The 15,447-nt window shown below is 66.0% G+C and carries 11 protein-coding genes; 5 read left to right on the forward strand and 6 right to left on the reverse strand.

Going from position 1 to position 15,447, the window contains the following annotated elements:
* Positions 1–19 precede the first annotated feature (19 nt).
* Positions 20–1,495 carry an AAA family ATPase gene (locus ACFWZ3_RS15695; protein ID WP_439708616.1) on the reverse strand — a complete coding sequence of 492 codons (1,476 nt, stop codon included), beginning with the start codon at positions 1,493–1,495 and terminating at the stop codon, positions 20–22.
* An 84-nt stretch (positions 1,496–1,579) separates the two neighbouring features.
* Entirely contained in the window at positions 1,580–3,250 is a 1,671-nt protein-coding gene (gene hutU / locus ACFWZ3_RS15700; RefSeq protein ID WP_439708617.1) for a urocanate hydratase, read from the reverse strand.
* Positions 3,251–3,401: 151 nt separating this feature from the next.
* Here hutU and ACFWZ3_RS15705 point away from each other — a divergent pair, with 151 nt between their 5' ends.
* Positions 3,402–4,712, forward strand: a complete 1,311-nt coding sequence (locus tag ACFWZ3_RS15705) for a hypothetical protein (protein ID WP_439708618.1) — start codon at positions 3,402–3,404, stop codon at positions 4,710–4,712.
* A gap of 557 nt (positions 4,713–5,269) precedes the next feature.
* Positions 5,270–6,361, forward strand: coding sequence for a hypothetical protein (locus tag ACFWZ3_RS15710; RefSeq protein ID WP_439708619.1), 1,092 nt, complete (start codon positions 5,270–5,272; stop codon positions 6,359–6,361).
* 259 nt (positions 6,362–6,620) lie between these two features.
* On the opposite strand, the gene ACFWZ3_RS15715 is transcribed toward ACFWZ3_RS15710, so the two are convergent.
* The gene (locus tag ACFWZ3_RS15715) at positions 6,621–8,003 is read right to left on the reverse strand and encodes a class II fumarate hydratase (protein WP_439708620.1); all 1,383 of its coding nucleotides are present in this window, start codon (positions 8,001–8,003) and stop codon (positions 6,621–6,623) included.
* 217 nt (positions 8,004–8,220) lie between these two features.
* Between ACFWZ3_RS15715 and purB the strand changes: the two genes are divergently transcribed.
* Positions 8,221–9,588, forward strand: a complete 1,368-nt coding sequence (gene purB / locus ACFWZ3_RS15720; protein ID WP_439708621.1) for an adenylosuccinate lyase — start codon at positions 8,221–8,223, stop codon at positions 9,586–9,588.
* A gap of 185 nt (positions 9,589–9,773) precedes the next feature.
* On the opposite strand, the gene gstA is transcribed toward purB, so the two are convergent.
* The gene (gene gstA, locus ACFWZ3_RS15725; protein ID WP_439708622.1) at positions 9,774–10,400 is read right to left on the reverse strand and encodes a glutathione transferase GstA; all 627 of its coding nucleotides are present in this window, start codon (positions 10,398–10,400) and stop codon (positions 9,774–9,776) included.
* Positions 10,401–10,539: 139 nt separating this feature from the next.
* Between gstA and ACFWZ3_RS15730 the strand changes: the two genes are divergently transcribed.
* Positions 10,540–10,932, forward strand: coding sequence for a winged helix-turn-helix transcriptional regulator (locus ACFWZ3_RS15730; protein WP_439708623.1), 393 nt, complete (start codon positions 10,540–10,542; stop codon positions 10,930–10,932).
* Positions 10,933–11,245: 313 nt separating this feature from the next.
* Here ACFWZ3_RS15730 and cysK read toward each other — a convergent pair whose 3' ends face one another.
* Together cysK and cysG are read right to left on the reverse strand one after the other, a co-directional pair.
* Positions 11,246–12,226, reverse strand: coding sequence for a cysteine synthase A (gene cysK, locus ACFWZ3_RS15735; protein WP_439708624.1), 981 nt, complete (start codon positions 12,224–12,226; stop codon positions 11,246–11,248).
* Between the two features lie 45 nt (positions 12,227–12,271).
* The gene (cysG, locus tag ACFWZ3_RS15740) at positions 12,272–13,756 is read right to left on the reverse strand and encodes a siroheme synthase CysG (RefSeq protein WP_439708625.1); all 1,485 of its coding nucleotides are present in this window, start codon (positions 13,754–13,756) and stop codon (positions 12,272–12,274) included.
* 279 nt (positions 13,757–14,035) lie between these two features.
* Here cysG and ACFWZ3_RS15745 point away from each other — a divergent pair, with 279 nt between their 5' ends.
* Positions 14,036–15,028, forward strand: a complete 993-nt coding sequence (locus ACFWZ3_RS15745; RefSeq protein WP_439708626.1) for a LysR substrate-binding domain-containing protein — start codon at positions 14,036–14,038, stop codon at positions 15,026–15,028.
* Positions 15,029–15,447: the final 419 nt, after the last annotated feature.

The raw sequence follows: 15,447 nt of genomic DNA on the forward strand, positions 1-15,447 counted from the left end.
CGTCTTATTGGCGAACCCATCAGTTCACCGCTTCATTCAAAACCACAACACTATCACGGTGCTTAGTTAGCAATTCGATGGAGTGAGAGGCCATTACAAACTGTAGATTTGCAGCACTATCAAGCTGGAGCAGAGCGTCAACCAAGCGCCGCTGCCATTTGATGTTCAAGGAAATTTCGGGTTCGTCAATTATAAAAATTCCGCCCGAATCGTGCGCGATAGTTATGTGGCAAAACAAAAGTAGAAGCTGCTGCTCACCTGACGAGAGATCACTAGGCTCGAGAATATCGCCTTTCAGATCCGTTACATTCAGCCCGTTAGCAGGCGAAAAATTTATCGTCTTTTCAAATAGAAAATCATTTACGGTACAAAGAAGCGTATTAATCGCAGCGTATGCCTTGCCGATGCTTTTTGCCTGACGATCCAAGCTATCGACGTAAGTATCGAGAACCTTCCTGATGGCAAGCGCCCTATTGGACGGGACACCGCGCACAGCCGCAACTAAGGATTCGCCGTCTATCCTAGGCGCGAGCCCGTACTTCTCATATTCCGTAAACGCTTCCGATAGATGCAACAGCAATTTTTCTATTTCAGCCGTTGATTTGACGGCCTTATCCCTCCCCCCCTCCTGAGAAGCAGCCGCCATATTTTTTATCAATTCTTGATATATGCTATGGGCAGACCTCGACCCCTGGCGAGTCGCCTCGAAACTCAAGTAGGACAGATGCTGGGAGGCTAGAGTAATCGCACGACTTAGGGACCTTTCACGACCTTTAGATACCATCTCTTCCGGCCGCAACCTTGCATTCTCCGGCGCGTATACCTGATCCCGCGAGACGAAGTCCGAACTAAGGGTTCGTTCGGCGGTCATGAAATAGATCGGCGGCACGTTTTCTCGCAGAGCAGATAAAAAAGCCTCCTCCCGCATCAAGGGATCGGCCTCTTTATTGACAACATCCATCCAAGCCCTTAGAAAAATTTCACGTGCAGCCCGGGTGTTAGAATTACTAGCACTGGCTAATTGGGCCGGAGAGATATCTTTCAGCCAATCCCTTACACTTTCACTTTGAGCCGTCTCTCGCGGCGACCAATCCCACCCCCCGATCAATTGACGCACGCCTGATGCATCACGGAAGACGCGTAACTGCAACAGACCATCGAGCCGCCCTTCCTTGCGCTCGGCACTAACCACGGTCGAATTAGAAAGCAAAATTTCGACGCTTTGGAACTTTATTTTTCCTAGCGCGCTTCTGTGCCCTCCATTTCCGGCCGGCGACAGGAGGTGAAAAATTATTTTTAGGATGTTGGTTTTACCAAGCCCATTTTCGCCATAAAAGATAGGCGCGCGCCCCGGGGTCCCGGCGGGAATAGTGATGTTGTAATCATATGATCCAAATAGCTTGAGGATCCGAATTTTGATGATGCGCACGCCGCGCAAACGCTCGACTGATTTCAGCCGCCCCGTTTGGGACATTAGCTCTTTCTGATCTTCCATATCCTCTTCCTAGTTTCGTTCCGAGATGAGCTGTTTCGAGCGCATTCTTCCAGCAAAGACTGCCGTTCGAAGTAGCTTTGGCGCCTAGGCCATCGGCAGCTTCAACCCTTGCTCCTTAGCACACTCGACCGCGATGTCGTAGCCCGCATCCGCATGCCGCATAACCCCCGTCCCCGGGTCATTCCACAACACCCGCGCAATCCGCTTATCCGCCGCCTCGCTGCCATCACACACGATCACCACCCCCGAGTGCTGGCTGTAACCCATCCCCACGCCACCACCATGATGCAGTGAGACCCATGTCGCGCCACCCGCGGTGTTGAGCATCGCATTGAGCAACGGCCAATCCGACACCGCATCACTTCCATCCTTCATCGCCTCGGTCTCGCGGTTCGGACTCGCCACCGACCCCGAATCCAGGTGATCCCGCCCAATAACAACAGGCGCCTTCAACTCCCCCTTCCGCAGCATCTCATTGAACGCCAACCCCAGCTTGTGCCGCTGCCCCAGCCCCACCCAGCAGATCCTTGCCGGCAACCCCTGAAAGCTGATGCGCTGCTCGGCCATGTCGAGCCAGTTGTGCAGGTGCTTGTCGTCCGGAATCAGCTCCTTGACCTTCTGGTCGGTCTTGTAGATGTCCTCCGGGTCGCCCGATAGCGCGACCCAGCGGAACGGCCCGATCCCGCGGCAGAACAGCGGCCGCACGAACGCAGGCACGAACCCCGGAAAGGCAAAGGCGTTCTCGCAGCCTTCGTCCTTGGCCATCTGGCGGATGTTGTTGCCGTAGTCGAAGGTCGGGATGCCCTTGGCGTGGAAGGCGAGCATGGCTTCCACGTGCTGCTTCATCGAGCGCTTGGCGGCGTCGCGGGTGCCGTTGGGATCGCTCTTGCGGCGCTCGAACCACTCCTCCACCGTCCAGCCGAGCGGCAGGTAGCCGTTGACCGGGTCGTGCGCGCTGGTCTGGTCGGTGACGGCGTCGGGGCGCACGCCGCGACGGACCAGTTCGGGTAGCACGTCGGCGGCGTTGCCCAGCAGCGCGATGGATTTGGCTTCGCCGGCCTTGGTGTACTTCTCGATGCGCGCCAGCGCGTCGTCCAGGTCGGTGGCCTGCTCGTCGACGTAGCGGGTCTTCAGGCGGAAGTCGATGCGGCTCTGCTGGCATTCGATGGTGAGCGAGCAGGCGCCGGCCAGGCTCGCGGCCAGCGGCTGCGCACCGCCCATGCCGCCGAGGCCCGCAGTGAGAATCCACTTGCCCTTGAGGCTGCCGTGGTAGTGCTGGCGGCCCATCTCCACGAAGGTCTCGTAGGTGCCCTGCACGATGCCCTGCGAGCCGATGTAGATCCAGCTGCCGGCCGTCATCTGGCCGTACATCATCAGGCCCTTCTTATCGAGCTCGTTGAAGTGCTCCCAGTTGGCCCAGGCCGGCACCAGGTTGGAGTTGGCGATGAGCACGCGCGGGGCGTCGGGGTGGGTCGGGAACACGCCGACCGGCTTGCCGGACTGCACCAGCAGGGTTTCGTCGTCGTTGAGCTCGCGCAGGGAGCGCAGGATGGCGTCGAAGCACTCCCAGTTGCGCGCGGCGCGGCCGATGCCGCCGTAGACCACCAGCTCGGCCGGGTTTTCCGCCACCTCGGGGTCGAGGTTGTTCTGGATCATCCGGTACGGCGCCTCGGTGAGCCAGCTCTTGCAGGTCAGCTCGCTGCCGCGCGGGGCGCGGATGGTGCGGGTGGTGTCGATGCGGGTGGGGGCGTTCATGGCCATGGGCTCCTTGGAGGGCAGAGGGCGAGTATAGCCACGGGCCTGCGGGCCTCGCGGGCGGGGATGACGCTTGGCACGGTGGGTGGCCGGAGCGGGGCGATAGACTCGCGCGGCAAGCTGTCGAGGGTTCCTTCCGGGAGATGCAGGCATGTCGATTCGACCCGCTTTGCCTTGGCTCGCGCTGGCACTGGCGCCCGCCGCGATGGGTGCCGATGCGCCGACGATCGACCCTGCCCTCGCCGGCCGCTATTTCAAGGAGGCCGCGCAGCTTTGCCACGCCGATGGTGGCCGCCTGTGGGGCAAGTCGCTGTGCGGACCGACCCTGCTGGTGGAACCGGCCTCGCGCCGGGTGGCCGCCAACCAGGCGGATGCCGAGGGCAGGCTACGCCCCGAAGGTGGCGTGTATGTGGGTGTGTTGCCCACCGACCAGGCGATTGCCAACACCGCCGTGGACTGGGCGGGCGTGCACTGGACGGAGATGCTCTGGCCGTTGAAGGAGGACGCGGCCCGGCGCCATACGATCATGGCGCACGAGGCGTTCCATCGCGTGCAGGACAGCCTTGGCCTGGCCGCGCACGAGAGCAACAACGCGCATCTGGATACGCTTGAAGGCCGTTACACGCTGCAGCTGGAATGGCGCGCGCTGGACGCGGCGCTTGCCGCCAGCATCGATACCGAACGGCGCGCGCGAGTGGCCGATGCGCTGGCCTTCCGCGCCGCGCGTTACCGGCGCTTCCCGGCCGCGGAAAAGGCCGAGACGGCGGTCGAACGCAACGAGGGGCTGGCCGAGTACACCGGCGTGATGGTGGGCAATCGCACGCCCGCCGCGCAGGTGGCGATGGCGCGCTGGGACCTGGCCTGGCATCCGGAGAACGACACCAGCTTCGTGCGCTCGTTCGCCTACGCCACCGGCCCGGCGTACGGTCTTTTGCTGGACCGCTACCGGCCCGGCTGGCGCAAGGCGATCGTGTCCGGTGGCTCGCCGGCGCGCATGCTGGCGACCGCGTTGCATGTCGACATGGCGGCCGAGCCGGAGGTCGACAAATTAGCCGCGCGCTATGACGGCCCTGCCCTGTTGGCCAGCGAGCACGCGCGGGCCGAGGCGCGGTCGCGCCAGATGGCGAAGTACCAGGCGCAACTGGTGACCGGACCAGTGCTCAAGCTGCCGCTCAAGCACATGAAGGTGCAGTTCAACCCGAGCAACCTGGTGCCGCTGGGCGATGCGGGAACGGTGTATCCGACGATGCACGTGATCGACGACTGGGGATCGGTCACCGTCGATGGCGGCGCATTGATGGCGCCCGACTGGTCGCAGTTGACCGTGGCGGCACCCGAGGGCGGTGCCGATGGCAGCGAGCTGCACGGCAAGGGCTGGACGATGAAGCTGGCGGCGGGTTGGCGTCTGGCGCGCGGTTCCCGTATGGGTGACTGGACGGTTGCTTCGGAGGGCGGCCAGTAGCTGATCGCGGTGATGTGCGTGGGTCGCGGGGTGGGCTTTAGTCCACCCCGCATTCTCGCGGGAGTGCTGGTGGGCTGAAGCCCACCCTACTGATCGTGGTCGCGCATGCTGCGCGGCCGGGGTGAGCCCGCACCGGGCTGGTGGTGCCGGCTGGGAGCAAGGTGACCCTACGATCGACCGGGGCGACAAGCGCGAGCCCATGGCCGCTTGATCGCCGGTACTGCCATGACGATGGCTGTCATCGAACCCTTCCATTGAAGGCGGCTTTCTGCCGCGCGTAATGGCGCCCGCGGACCGGCGATTTCCTTGTGCATCACGGTCTGCCCGCGGGACCAGGAACCGCGTCTGTCGCCAGCCGGGCTGCTGTTCGGCCGCGAACCTGTCGAGACAGCGAGCTGGGCATGAACGTACGCAAAACGCTCACGAAAATTGAAGCAATATTCCGCGCCGCCAGAACACCCGTGGCGATCGAGCCCAACAGGGAGCCCGCGTTTTCCAGCGGGCTGGACCAGACCGCACGAGCCGAATCAGGGGGACTTCCGTCAGGAGCATCACCCATGAAAAACCATAAGCTTGCCGGCTCCATCTGTGCCCTGCTGCTCACTGCCCTGGGCGCGTCGACCGCGGTCGCACAGACCTCCACCGCCTCGATCCTCGTCACGCGGACGATCTTCCGGTTTGACTTCACCTATGGGTCCCAGCTGTACCGGGTGTCGCCATCGGGCCAGGACCTTACGACGCTGGTCCCCGTGAATTATGGCTACGACATCCTCGCCAGCAGTTGGTCGCCCGGCGGCGGCTCGGTCGTGTACGAACTGGGCAGGCAGGGGAGCAACCGGGGCATTTATGCGGAAACGCAACTCTACGTCGTCGACCGGCAGGGCGGCGCGGCGCGCCAGATCACCTCGGACGATAGCGAGCATTCCGATCCCTTGTGGGGGCCCAACGGCCTCATCGCCTATGTCACCACCAGTGGCCACGGCCAGTGCCTTGCGACGGTCCGCGCCGATGGCACCAACCGGCACATCGTGTTCTGCCCCCATGGCGAGTCGGGCGAGTCCTGGAGCATCGCTGTCAAGCTGTCGCAGTGGACGGCCAGCGGCAACGGGATCCTGCTGGTCGCCAGCGCCCCCGAAGGCGGGCTCGAGCCGGAAAAGAACTATACGGACGCCTATCGGGTCAACGTTTCCACCGGATCGGCGGTCAAGCTCACCGCGCAGGTGTTCGATGACAGCGAAGGTGACCTGGTGATTTCCCCCGATCGCAAGCACGGCGTGTTTGCCGGGGGCCAGATGTACCTGATCGACTTCAACACCAACCTGCTCACGCCGCTCTCGATCACCGGCAGGGATCCGGTCTATTCGCCCGATGGCTCGAAGATCGCCTTCCTGCACTCCGATACCCTGGGCGGGAACGTGCGCATCTACATCATGCGTGCCGATGGGAGCAACGTTCACCTGGCGCCTGCGCAGACGACGAACCCTGATGTCTACATGCCTTCGATCTCCGGCTGGTCGTCCGACGGCACGCGCCTGTTGTTCAACCAAGTAGGGAACAACCAATGGGTGCGGAGGATCGACCTGCGCAACAAGACCTCCAGGAACGTCACCAACGGCGTCGCGGGCAAGCACGCCTGGTTCCATCCGTAAAGTCGATCGCGCGGGGCGGCCATTGCGCCGCCCCGTTTCGTGTCCCGCGCGGGCAAGCGACGGCGTTACGTCCTTCCTGCCGTGGACGGGTTTGTGTAGGAGCGCACCTGTGCGCGACCGCGGGCGTCACGTTCCGGACCGATCGCGCACAGGCCTCTCCCGCCGGGCGCGGGCTCCTGTAGGAGCACACCCTGTGCGCGACCATGGAGATTGCGGTCGCGCACAGGTGCGCTCCTACAGGAGGCGGCTGGAGAGGGGATTATTCGCCGTGGATGCCGCCGCGGGTGAGTGCGGTGGGATCGAGGAGCTTTTTCAGCTCGTCCTTCGACAGCCCGGTGGTTTCCAGCGCCACGTCCATGATCGGGCGCTTTTCCTTGTAGGCCTGCTTGGCGGTGGCGGCGCCCTTTTCGTAGCCGATCACCGGATTGAGCGCGGTGACAAGGATCGGGTTCATCGCCAGCGCCTGGTTGACGCGCTCGCGGTTGACCTTGAAGCCCGCGATGGCCTTGTCCGCGAGCAGGCGGCTGACGTTGCCGAGGATGTCGATCGACTGCAGCAGGTTGTAGGCGATCATCGGCAGCATCACGTTGAGCTGGAAGTTGCCCGACTGGCCGCCAAGGGTGATCGCCGCATCGTTGCCGATGACCTGCGCGGCGACCATCGCGGTGGCTTCGGGGATCACCGGGTTGACCTTGCCCGGCATGATCGAAGAGCCCGGCTGCAATGCGAGAAGCTCGATTTCGCCCAGGCCGGCCAAGGGGCCTGAATTCATCCAGCGCAGGTCGTTGGCGATCTTCATCAACGCGACGGCCAGCGTCTTGAGCGCGCCTGAGAGTTCGACCGCGGCGTCCTGCGAAGCCATGCCCTCGAAGAAGTTTTCCGCTGATTCGAAACGCACGCCGGTGAGAGTCTTCAGTTCGCGCGCCACCGCCGGGCCGAACTTCGGGTCGGCGTTGATGCCGGTGCCGACCGCGGTGCCGCCCTGCGGCAGGCGGCGCATGCGCTTCAAGGCATCCTCGATGCGCTCGATGGCCGAACCGATCTGCGCTGACCAGCCGGAGAGTTCCTGGCCGAAGGTCACCGGCATCGCGTCCATCAGGTGGGTGCGGCCGGTCTTGGGGACGCTCTTCAGCTCGCGCGCGCGCTTGTCGATGGTCTTCTTCAGGTGTTTCAGCGCCGGCAGCAGGCGTTCGCTGGTGGCCAGCGTGGCGCTCACGTGGATCGCCGTGGGGATGACGTCGTTGGAGCTCTGGCCGTAATTGACGTGGTCGTTGGGGTGCACCTTGGCGCCGCCCTGTGCGGCGAGATGGGCGATCACCTCGTTGGCGTTCATGTTGGTGCTGGTGCCGGAGCCGGTCTGGAACACGTCGATCGGGAACTGGGCGTCGTACCGCCCTTCGGCCACCGCCAGCGCGGCCTTGCGGATGGCGGCCGACTGGCCCTTCTTCAGATGGCCCAGCGCCAGGTTGGCCGACGCCGCGGCGGCCTTGATCAGGCCGAGCGCGCGGATGAAGTCGCGCGGCAGGGCCAGGCCGGAGATCGGGAAGTTGTCGATCGCGCGCTGGGTCTGGGCGCCGTAGAGCGCATCGGCGGGGACCTTGAGCTCGCCCATGCTGTCGTGTTCGGTGCGGAAGTCGGCCATGGTCAATTCCTCGGGAAGTCAGGCCACTATAGGTTGGGCCGCGTGGAGTCGGGCACAACAACCCTGGACAAACACCGGGCCCTGTAGCGCCCTTGGGCGCGACCGCCATCCAGGTCGCGCCCAAGGGCGCTCCTACAGACGCGAGGGGAAGAACCGCGGGCACCCATGGAAAGCGGGATGTAAAATGCCCCGTTTCCCCTTGCCGGAACCCATGCCGATGTCCACCCACGCCCTTACCGCCCTGTCGCCGCTGGATGGCCGTTACGCCGGCAAGGTCGAGGCGCTGCGCCCGATCTTCAGCGAGTTCGGCTTGATGCACCGGCGCGTGCAGGTAGAGATCGAATGGTTGCTGGCGCTGGCCGCCGAGGGCGCCATCGTCGAGCTGCCGCCCTTCTCCGGCGCCCAGGTCGATCAGCTGCGCGCGATTGCCAATGACTTCAGCGTGGCCGACGGCGAGCGGGTGAAGGCGATCGAGGCGACCACCAACCACGACGTCAAGGCGATCGAGTACTTCATCAAGGAGCGCATCGGCGCGGACCCGGCACTGGCCCAGGCCAAGGAGTTCGTGCATTTCGCCTGCACCAGCGAGGACATCAACAACTTGTCCTACGCGCTGATGCTGCGCGATGCGCGCGAGGGCGTGCTGCTGCCGATGTTCGATCGCCTCATCGCCCGCCTGCGCGAGCTGGCGCACGCCAACGCCGGCCTGCCGATGCTCTCGCGCACGCACGGCCAGACCGCCTCGCCCAGCACGCTCGGCAAGGAGCTGGCGAACGTGGTGGCGCGCCTGCAGCGCCAGCGCGCGCAGCTGGCGGCGATCGAGATTCCGGGCAAGATCAACGGCGCGGTAGGCAACTACAACGCCCATGCGATCACCTACCCCGAGCTGGACTGGCGGGCGTTCTCGCGGCGTTTCGTGGAGAGCCTGGGGCTCGATTACAACGCCTACACCACGCAGATCGAGCCGCATGACGGCGTGGCCGAGTACTGCGATGCGGTGCGCCGCGCCAACATCATCCTGATCGACCTGGCGCGCGACATCTGGGGCTACATCTCGCTGGGCTACTTCAAGCAGGCGTTGAAGGCGGGCGAGGTCGGCTCCTCGACCATGCCGCACAAGGTCAACCCGATCGACTTCGAGAATGCCGAGGGCAACTTCGGGCTGGCCAATGCGTTGCTGGGGCATTTTGCCGAGAAGCTGCCGATCAGCCGGTGGCAGCGCGATCTGACCGATTCGACCGTGTTGCGCGCGTTGGGAACGGCGTTCGGGCACACGCTGGTGGCGCTGGAGTCGCTGCAGAAGGGCCTGGGCAAGTTGACGGTGAATGCGGACCGCCTGGCTGCCGATCTCGATGCGAGCTGGGAAGTGCTGGCCGAGGCGGTGCAGACCGTCATGCGCCGGTACGGGTTGCCGGAACCGTATGAGCAGTTGAAGGCGCTCACGCGTGGGCAGGGGATCACGCGCGAATCGATGCGTACCTTTATCGAGGGTCTCGCGTTGCCCGCGGAGGCGAAACAGCGATTGCTGGAACTGACGCCGGGTGGTTACGTGGGCCTGGCCGAAGGGTTGGCTCGCGAGGTTTGATCTGCGCGGTCCCGCTAGCGCGTGGATCGTCCCGCGGGGCGATCAACCGCCCTTTCTGAAGGCGGGCAAAAAAAAACCTCTCCCGTCGGGAGAGGTTTTTTTTGCGAGGGGCGCGCAAGAACCGACCGTTCGCCCTGCGCGTCGCGCAGCGAAGTCGAAGGGCTGCGCCCCTCGACCCGCATGCCTCAGGCAGCGGCCGTCGCCCGACGCGCCAGCCCTTCGTCGTCCATCACCGCCTGCACCGCCGGCCGCTCCAGCATGCGGTGCTGGAACGCCTGGATCGCCGGGAAGTCGGACAGGTCGAGGTCCACGTGCCGCGCCCAGTTGGTCACCGTAAACAGGTAGGCGTCGGCCGCGGTGAACTGATCGCCGAGCAGCCACGGATGCGTGGCCAGCGAACTCTCCAGCAACGCGTAGCGCTTGCGCAGGTACTCCTTGCGCTCCTGCCGCGTCGCCTCGGGCGTGTCCGGCTTGAACAGCGGGCTGTAGGACTTGTGGATCTCGGAGTTGATGTAGCCCAGCACCTCCTGCAGGCGGTAGCGCGCCAGCGTGCCATTGGCGGGCGCCAGGCCCGAGGCGGGCTTGAGGTCGGCCAGGTACTGCACGATCGCCGGGCCTTCGGTGAGCAGCTGGCCATCGTCCAGCTCCAGCGCGGGCACGTAGCCCTTGGGGTTGATCGCCAGGAAATCGGCACCGTCCTCGGTGCGCTTGGTCTTGCCGTCGACCTTCACCAACTGAAGGTCGATGCCGGCCTCGCGCGCGACGATGTGCGGGGAAAGCGAGCAGGCGCCGGGCATGTAGTAGAGCTTCATGGGTGACTCTCCTTCGTGGGGGTGGGACGTCCTTGGACGTGGCGCGCATCCTAGCCCTTGAAGGTTACTGATGGATACCACCTAACCATGGATTAGTGCCAGAATGTGGTATCTCCACGGTTACCGAGGACACGCCTCCATGGGCCTGCCCGTACGCAAGAGCAAGGTCGCCGCGCCGCCGCCGGCGTGCCCGCTCACCGAAAGCCTGGCGCTGCTACGGGGCGCGTGGGCGCCCAACGTGATCTGGTATCTGAGCGCCGAGCCGCGGCGCTTCGGCGAGTTGCGCCACGACATCCCGCGCATCTCCGCGCGCGTGCTCAGTGCGCGTCTGCGCGAGCTGGAATCGCGTGGGCTGGTGACGCGGCGGGTGCTCGATACTTCGCCGCCCTCGGCCGAGTACGCGCTTACGCCGCTGGGACGCGAGCTGCTGCCGGCGATCGAAGCGCTGGCGCATGTGGGGCGCAAGTTGATTGACCAGTGGGCGCTGGGCCGACAGGCGCCGCGGGCCGCGAGGGTGCGGCGGATGGCCTAGATGAGGGTGCGCGTTCCGGTCGCCCCCATCCGCCCTTCGGGCACCTTCCCCCGTGGAACGGGGGAAGGCCCACTTGCTGCTTCCGGTTCGTGATTCTTCCCACCTTCGATGAGAGAAGGGCCCATTTGCCGGATTCCGGTTCGTGATCCTTCCCCGCTTCGACCGGGGAGGCCCACTTGCCGGATTCTGGTTCGTGACCCCTCCCCGTTCGACGGGGAGGCCCACTTGCGGTGTTCCCGTTCGTGATCCTTCCCCCGTTCCACGGGGGGAAGGTGCCCGGCAGGGCGGATGGGGGAAGCCTTTCCTCAAACCCTCAAACGGTCGCGGCCTTCTGCCCCAGCGACGAACTCGGCTGCTCCACCTCATCCGAGCCCTCGTTGACCCCCTCGAACAGGAACGTCGAGAGGTAACGCTCGCCGGTATCGGGCAGCATCGCCAGCAACACCGAGCCTTCCGGCGCCTCCTTGGCCGCCTGCAGCGCCGCCGCCAGCGTGGCGCCGGACGAGAGGCCCACGAAGATGCCTTCCTGCTCCGCCAGCTGGCGCGAGGTATCGCGGGCGAGCGTGTCGTCCACCGGCAGGACCTGGTCGACCACGTCGCGGTTGAGCACGCCGGGGATGAAGTCCGGGGTCCAGCCCTGGATCTTGTGCGGCTGCCACTCCTTGCCCGAAAGCATGGCCGCACCCGCCGGTTCGCTGGCGATGATCTTCACCTCGGGACGGGCGACCTTGAGCACCTCGCCCACGCCGGTCAGCGTGCCGCCGGTGCCCCAGCCGGTGACGAAGTAGTCCAGCCGGCGACCGGCGAAGTCGCGCAGGATCTCGGCCGCCGTGGTGCTGCGGTGGTAGGCCGGGTTGGCCGGGTTCTCGAACTGGCTGGCGAGGAACCAGCCGTGCTTCTTCGCGAGCTCGGCCGCCTTCTCCACCATGCCGGTGCCGCGGGCCGCCGCCGGCGTGAGCACGACCTTGCCGCCATAGGCGCGGATCAGCTTGCGCCGCTCGATCGAGAAGGTTTCGGTCATCACCGCCACGAACGGATAGCCACGCGCCGCGCATACCGCCGCCAGCGCCACGCCGGTGTTGCCGGAGGTCGCCTCGATCACGGTCTGGCCGGGCTTGAGCGTGCCGCGCTGCTCGGCGTCCAGGATGATCGCCAGCGCCAGGCGGTCCTTCACCGAGCCGGCGGGATTGAAGGCCTCGACCTTCACGTAGAGCTCGACGTTTTTCGGGGCGAGCCGGTGCAGCTTGACGATCGGCGTGTTGCCGATCGTGTCGAGGATGCTGTCGTAGATCATGGGTACTGACTCCTGGAAGGGTACCGGCGAGCGCCGGCGAATGGGTCATGCCTGGTGGAGCGCGGCGAGCACGTCGTCCTGGCGTGCCGGTGGGCGAACGCGGGCCGCCCTGCCGGCCTCGCCGATGTCGTGGACGCTCGCCCCCAACGGAGGCGCACCGAACCACGCCAGCGAACCCGCCAGCGTGGCGACCTCGCCGAGTATCAGCACTGCGGGTGAACGAACCGCATGGGCCTGGGCGCGCTCGACGAGCTGGGCCAGCGTGCCGGTCACCACGCGCTGTCCGGCGCGCGAGCCGTTCTCCACCAGGGCGAACGGGGTGGCCGGCGCGCGGCCGTGCTCGAGCAGTTTCGACTGCAGCGTGGCCAGCTCGCCGACGCCCATGTAGACCGCCAGCGTCTGCTTCTCCTGCGCCAGCGCGGACCAGTCGAGCGTGTCGCGCGAGGCCTGGCAGTGCGCGGTGAGCAGGCGCACCGACTGCGCGTGTTCGCGGTGGGTCAGCGGCACGCCGGCGTAGGCGGCGCAGGCCAGCGCGGCGGTGATGCCGGGGACGACCTCGTAGGGAATGCCATGGGCACGCAGGAACTCCAGTTCCTCGCCGCCGCGGCCGAACACGAACGGGTCGCCGCCCTTCAGCCGCACGACGCGGCGGCCGGCGCCGGCGTGTTCGAGCATCAGGTCGTGGATCTGCGACTGCGTGGCGTGGTGGTTGCCCGCCTGCTTGCCAACCTCGATGCGTACCGCGTCGCGACGCGCCAGCGCCAGTACCTCGGCGCTGACCAGGCGGTCGTGCAGGATCACGTCCGCCTCGTTGAGCGCGCGCAGGCCGCGCAGGGTGAGCAGGCCCGGATCGCCGGGACCGGCGCCGACGAGCACCACGGATCCGGTGGAAGTTCCGGGCTCCCCGGCCAACGCACGCTCGGCGGCAAGGCGCGCCTCGGCCTCGCGGCCCTGGCGCAACAGGGTCGCCACCGGGCCGGCAAACAGCGTCTCGTAGAAGCGCCGCCGCGCGGCCGGCTGCTTGAAGCGCAAGCGGATGCGCGGTCGCAGCCACGCCGCCAGCGTGGCCAGTGCGCCCAGCGAGTGGTCCAGCAGGGTTTCCAGCCGCTCGCGCAGCAGGCGCGCGAGCATGGGCGCCTGGCCGCCGCTGGAGATCGCGATGGTCAACGGCGCGCGGTCGATCACCGCCGGCACGTGGAAGCTGGACAATTGCGCGTCGTCCACCACGTTGACGAACAAGCGCCGCAGGCCAGCCAGCTCGGCGATCAGGGCATTGGTCGCGCGGTCGGAGGTGGCCGCGACCACCAGCCACACGCGGTCGAACCAGGTCTCGCGGAAGGCTTCCGGACGGTGGGCTACAACGCCCCGTTCCACCCATTGGCGCAGTAGCGGCGTCAGCGCGGGGGCGTTCACCGTCACCTGCGCACCGGCATCCAGCAACGCCGCCACCTTGCGCTCGGCCACGGCACCGCCGCCGATCACGAGGACGGCGCGATGCGAAAGGTCGGCAAACAGCGGGTAGAGCTTCAAGTGGGCGGCCTGCGGGGGAGTCCGGCCACGCTAGGCGGGCGCTTCGGAGGCGACAAATGATTTGTGCCGGGCTGCATATGCCTTCACGGCATGTGGACCGGAGCGGCGGCTACATTGCCTTGACACAGTGCAGCATTGGACGTATAGACGTCCAAATATGTCAAACGAACGACAGCCACCACGCAATCACCACGACCCGCGCCTGCGAGCGTCCGGGCGATGTAGCCGTGATTCGTCCGCATCCATCCCTGCTGACCGAACGAACACGGATACCCCGCCATGACCCTCGTCCAACTCCGTTGCCTGGTCGCGATCGCCGACGCCGGGCTCAACATCACCCTGGCCGCCGAGCGCGTCCATGCCACGCAGCCCGGCCTCAGCAAGCAGCTCAAGCAGCTAGAGGATGAACTCGGCTTCAAGCTTTTCGTGCGCAAGGGCAAGAGCCTGGATTCGGTCACCCACGCCGGCCGCCAGGTGCTCGAGCGTGCGCGGGTGATCCTGGCCGAGGCGGCCAACATCCGGTCGATCGCCGCCAACCTGCGCAACGAGGCGCACGGCGAGTTGCGCATTGCCACCACGCACACCCAGGCGCGCTTCGCCCTGCCCGGCTCGATCGCCGCGCTCAACCTCGCCTATCCCCAGGTCAGCGTGCACCTGCAGCCTGGCCAGGACGCCGATGTGCTGGCGCAGCTGGAAGCCGGGCGGGTGGACCTGGCGGTGATCAGCACCGCCGGCGCGCCGCCCGCGGTGGGCATTGCCCTGCCCGCGTACCGCTGGCATCGGGTGGTCGTGGCGCCCAGCGGCCACGTCCTGGCGCGGCGTGCGCTACCACCCACGCTGGTCGAACTCGCCGCGGAGCCACTGATCAGCTACGACTCTTCGCTGAAACCCGAGTCCTCGCTGCGCCGCGTGTTCGAAACGGCGGGGCTGGAACCGCAGATCGCGATGACCGCGGGCGATGCCGATCTGATCAAGACGTACGTGCGCGCGGGCATGGGCGTGGGGGTGCTCGCCGAGATGGCCATGCTGGCGACTGACGCGGATCTGCACGTGCTTCCGGCCGATCACCTGTTCCCGCAATGCACGACGTGGATCGTGCTGCGGCGGGAAGCGGTGGTGCGGGAGTTCGTGCTTGAGTTCATCCGGCAGTTTGCGCCGCACCTGGACCGGCGGGATGTGGCGCGTGCGCTGGCCGGCGACGAAGCGCCGGCCCAATGGCCACAGGCGCCGCACTGGCGCGAGCGGGCCGCGGTACTTCCGGACGCAGCCTGAAGTTCAATTCGCCCGACACGCTCCCGCTCCCTCTCCGCGGCGGGGAGAGGGAGCCAGGTTTACGGCGCGGGGGATGCCGCACGCGCAAGCCGCAGTTCCGCATTCCGCCTGAGCCGCCACCCCGCAGACAACCTCCTGCTCCCTCTCACCTCCGGGGAGAGGGAGCCCGGTTTACGGCGTGGCGGATGCCGCATGCGCAACCCGCAGTTCCGCATACCGCCTGAGCCACCGCCCCGCAGACAACCTCCGGCTCCCTCTCCCCGGAGGGGAGAGGGAGCGAGTTACGGCACGGCGGATGCCGCTCGCGCAAGCCGCAGCTCCCCATACCGCCTGAGCCGCCACCCCGCAGACAACCTCCTGCTCCCTCTCCCCTCCGGGGAGAGGGTTGGGGTGAGGGGCGGGGCTCGCGAAGATGTGGA

This window comes from Frateuria sp. GZRR35 (assembly GCF_051900415.1).
In the GTDB taxonomy this organism is placed as follows: domain Bacteria; phylum Pseudomonadota; class Gammaproteobacteria; order Xanthomonadales; family Rhodanobacteraceae; genus Frateuria_A.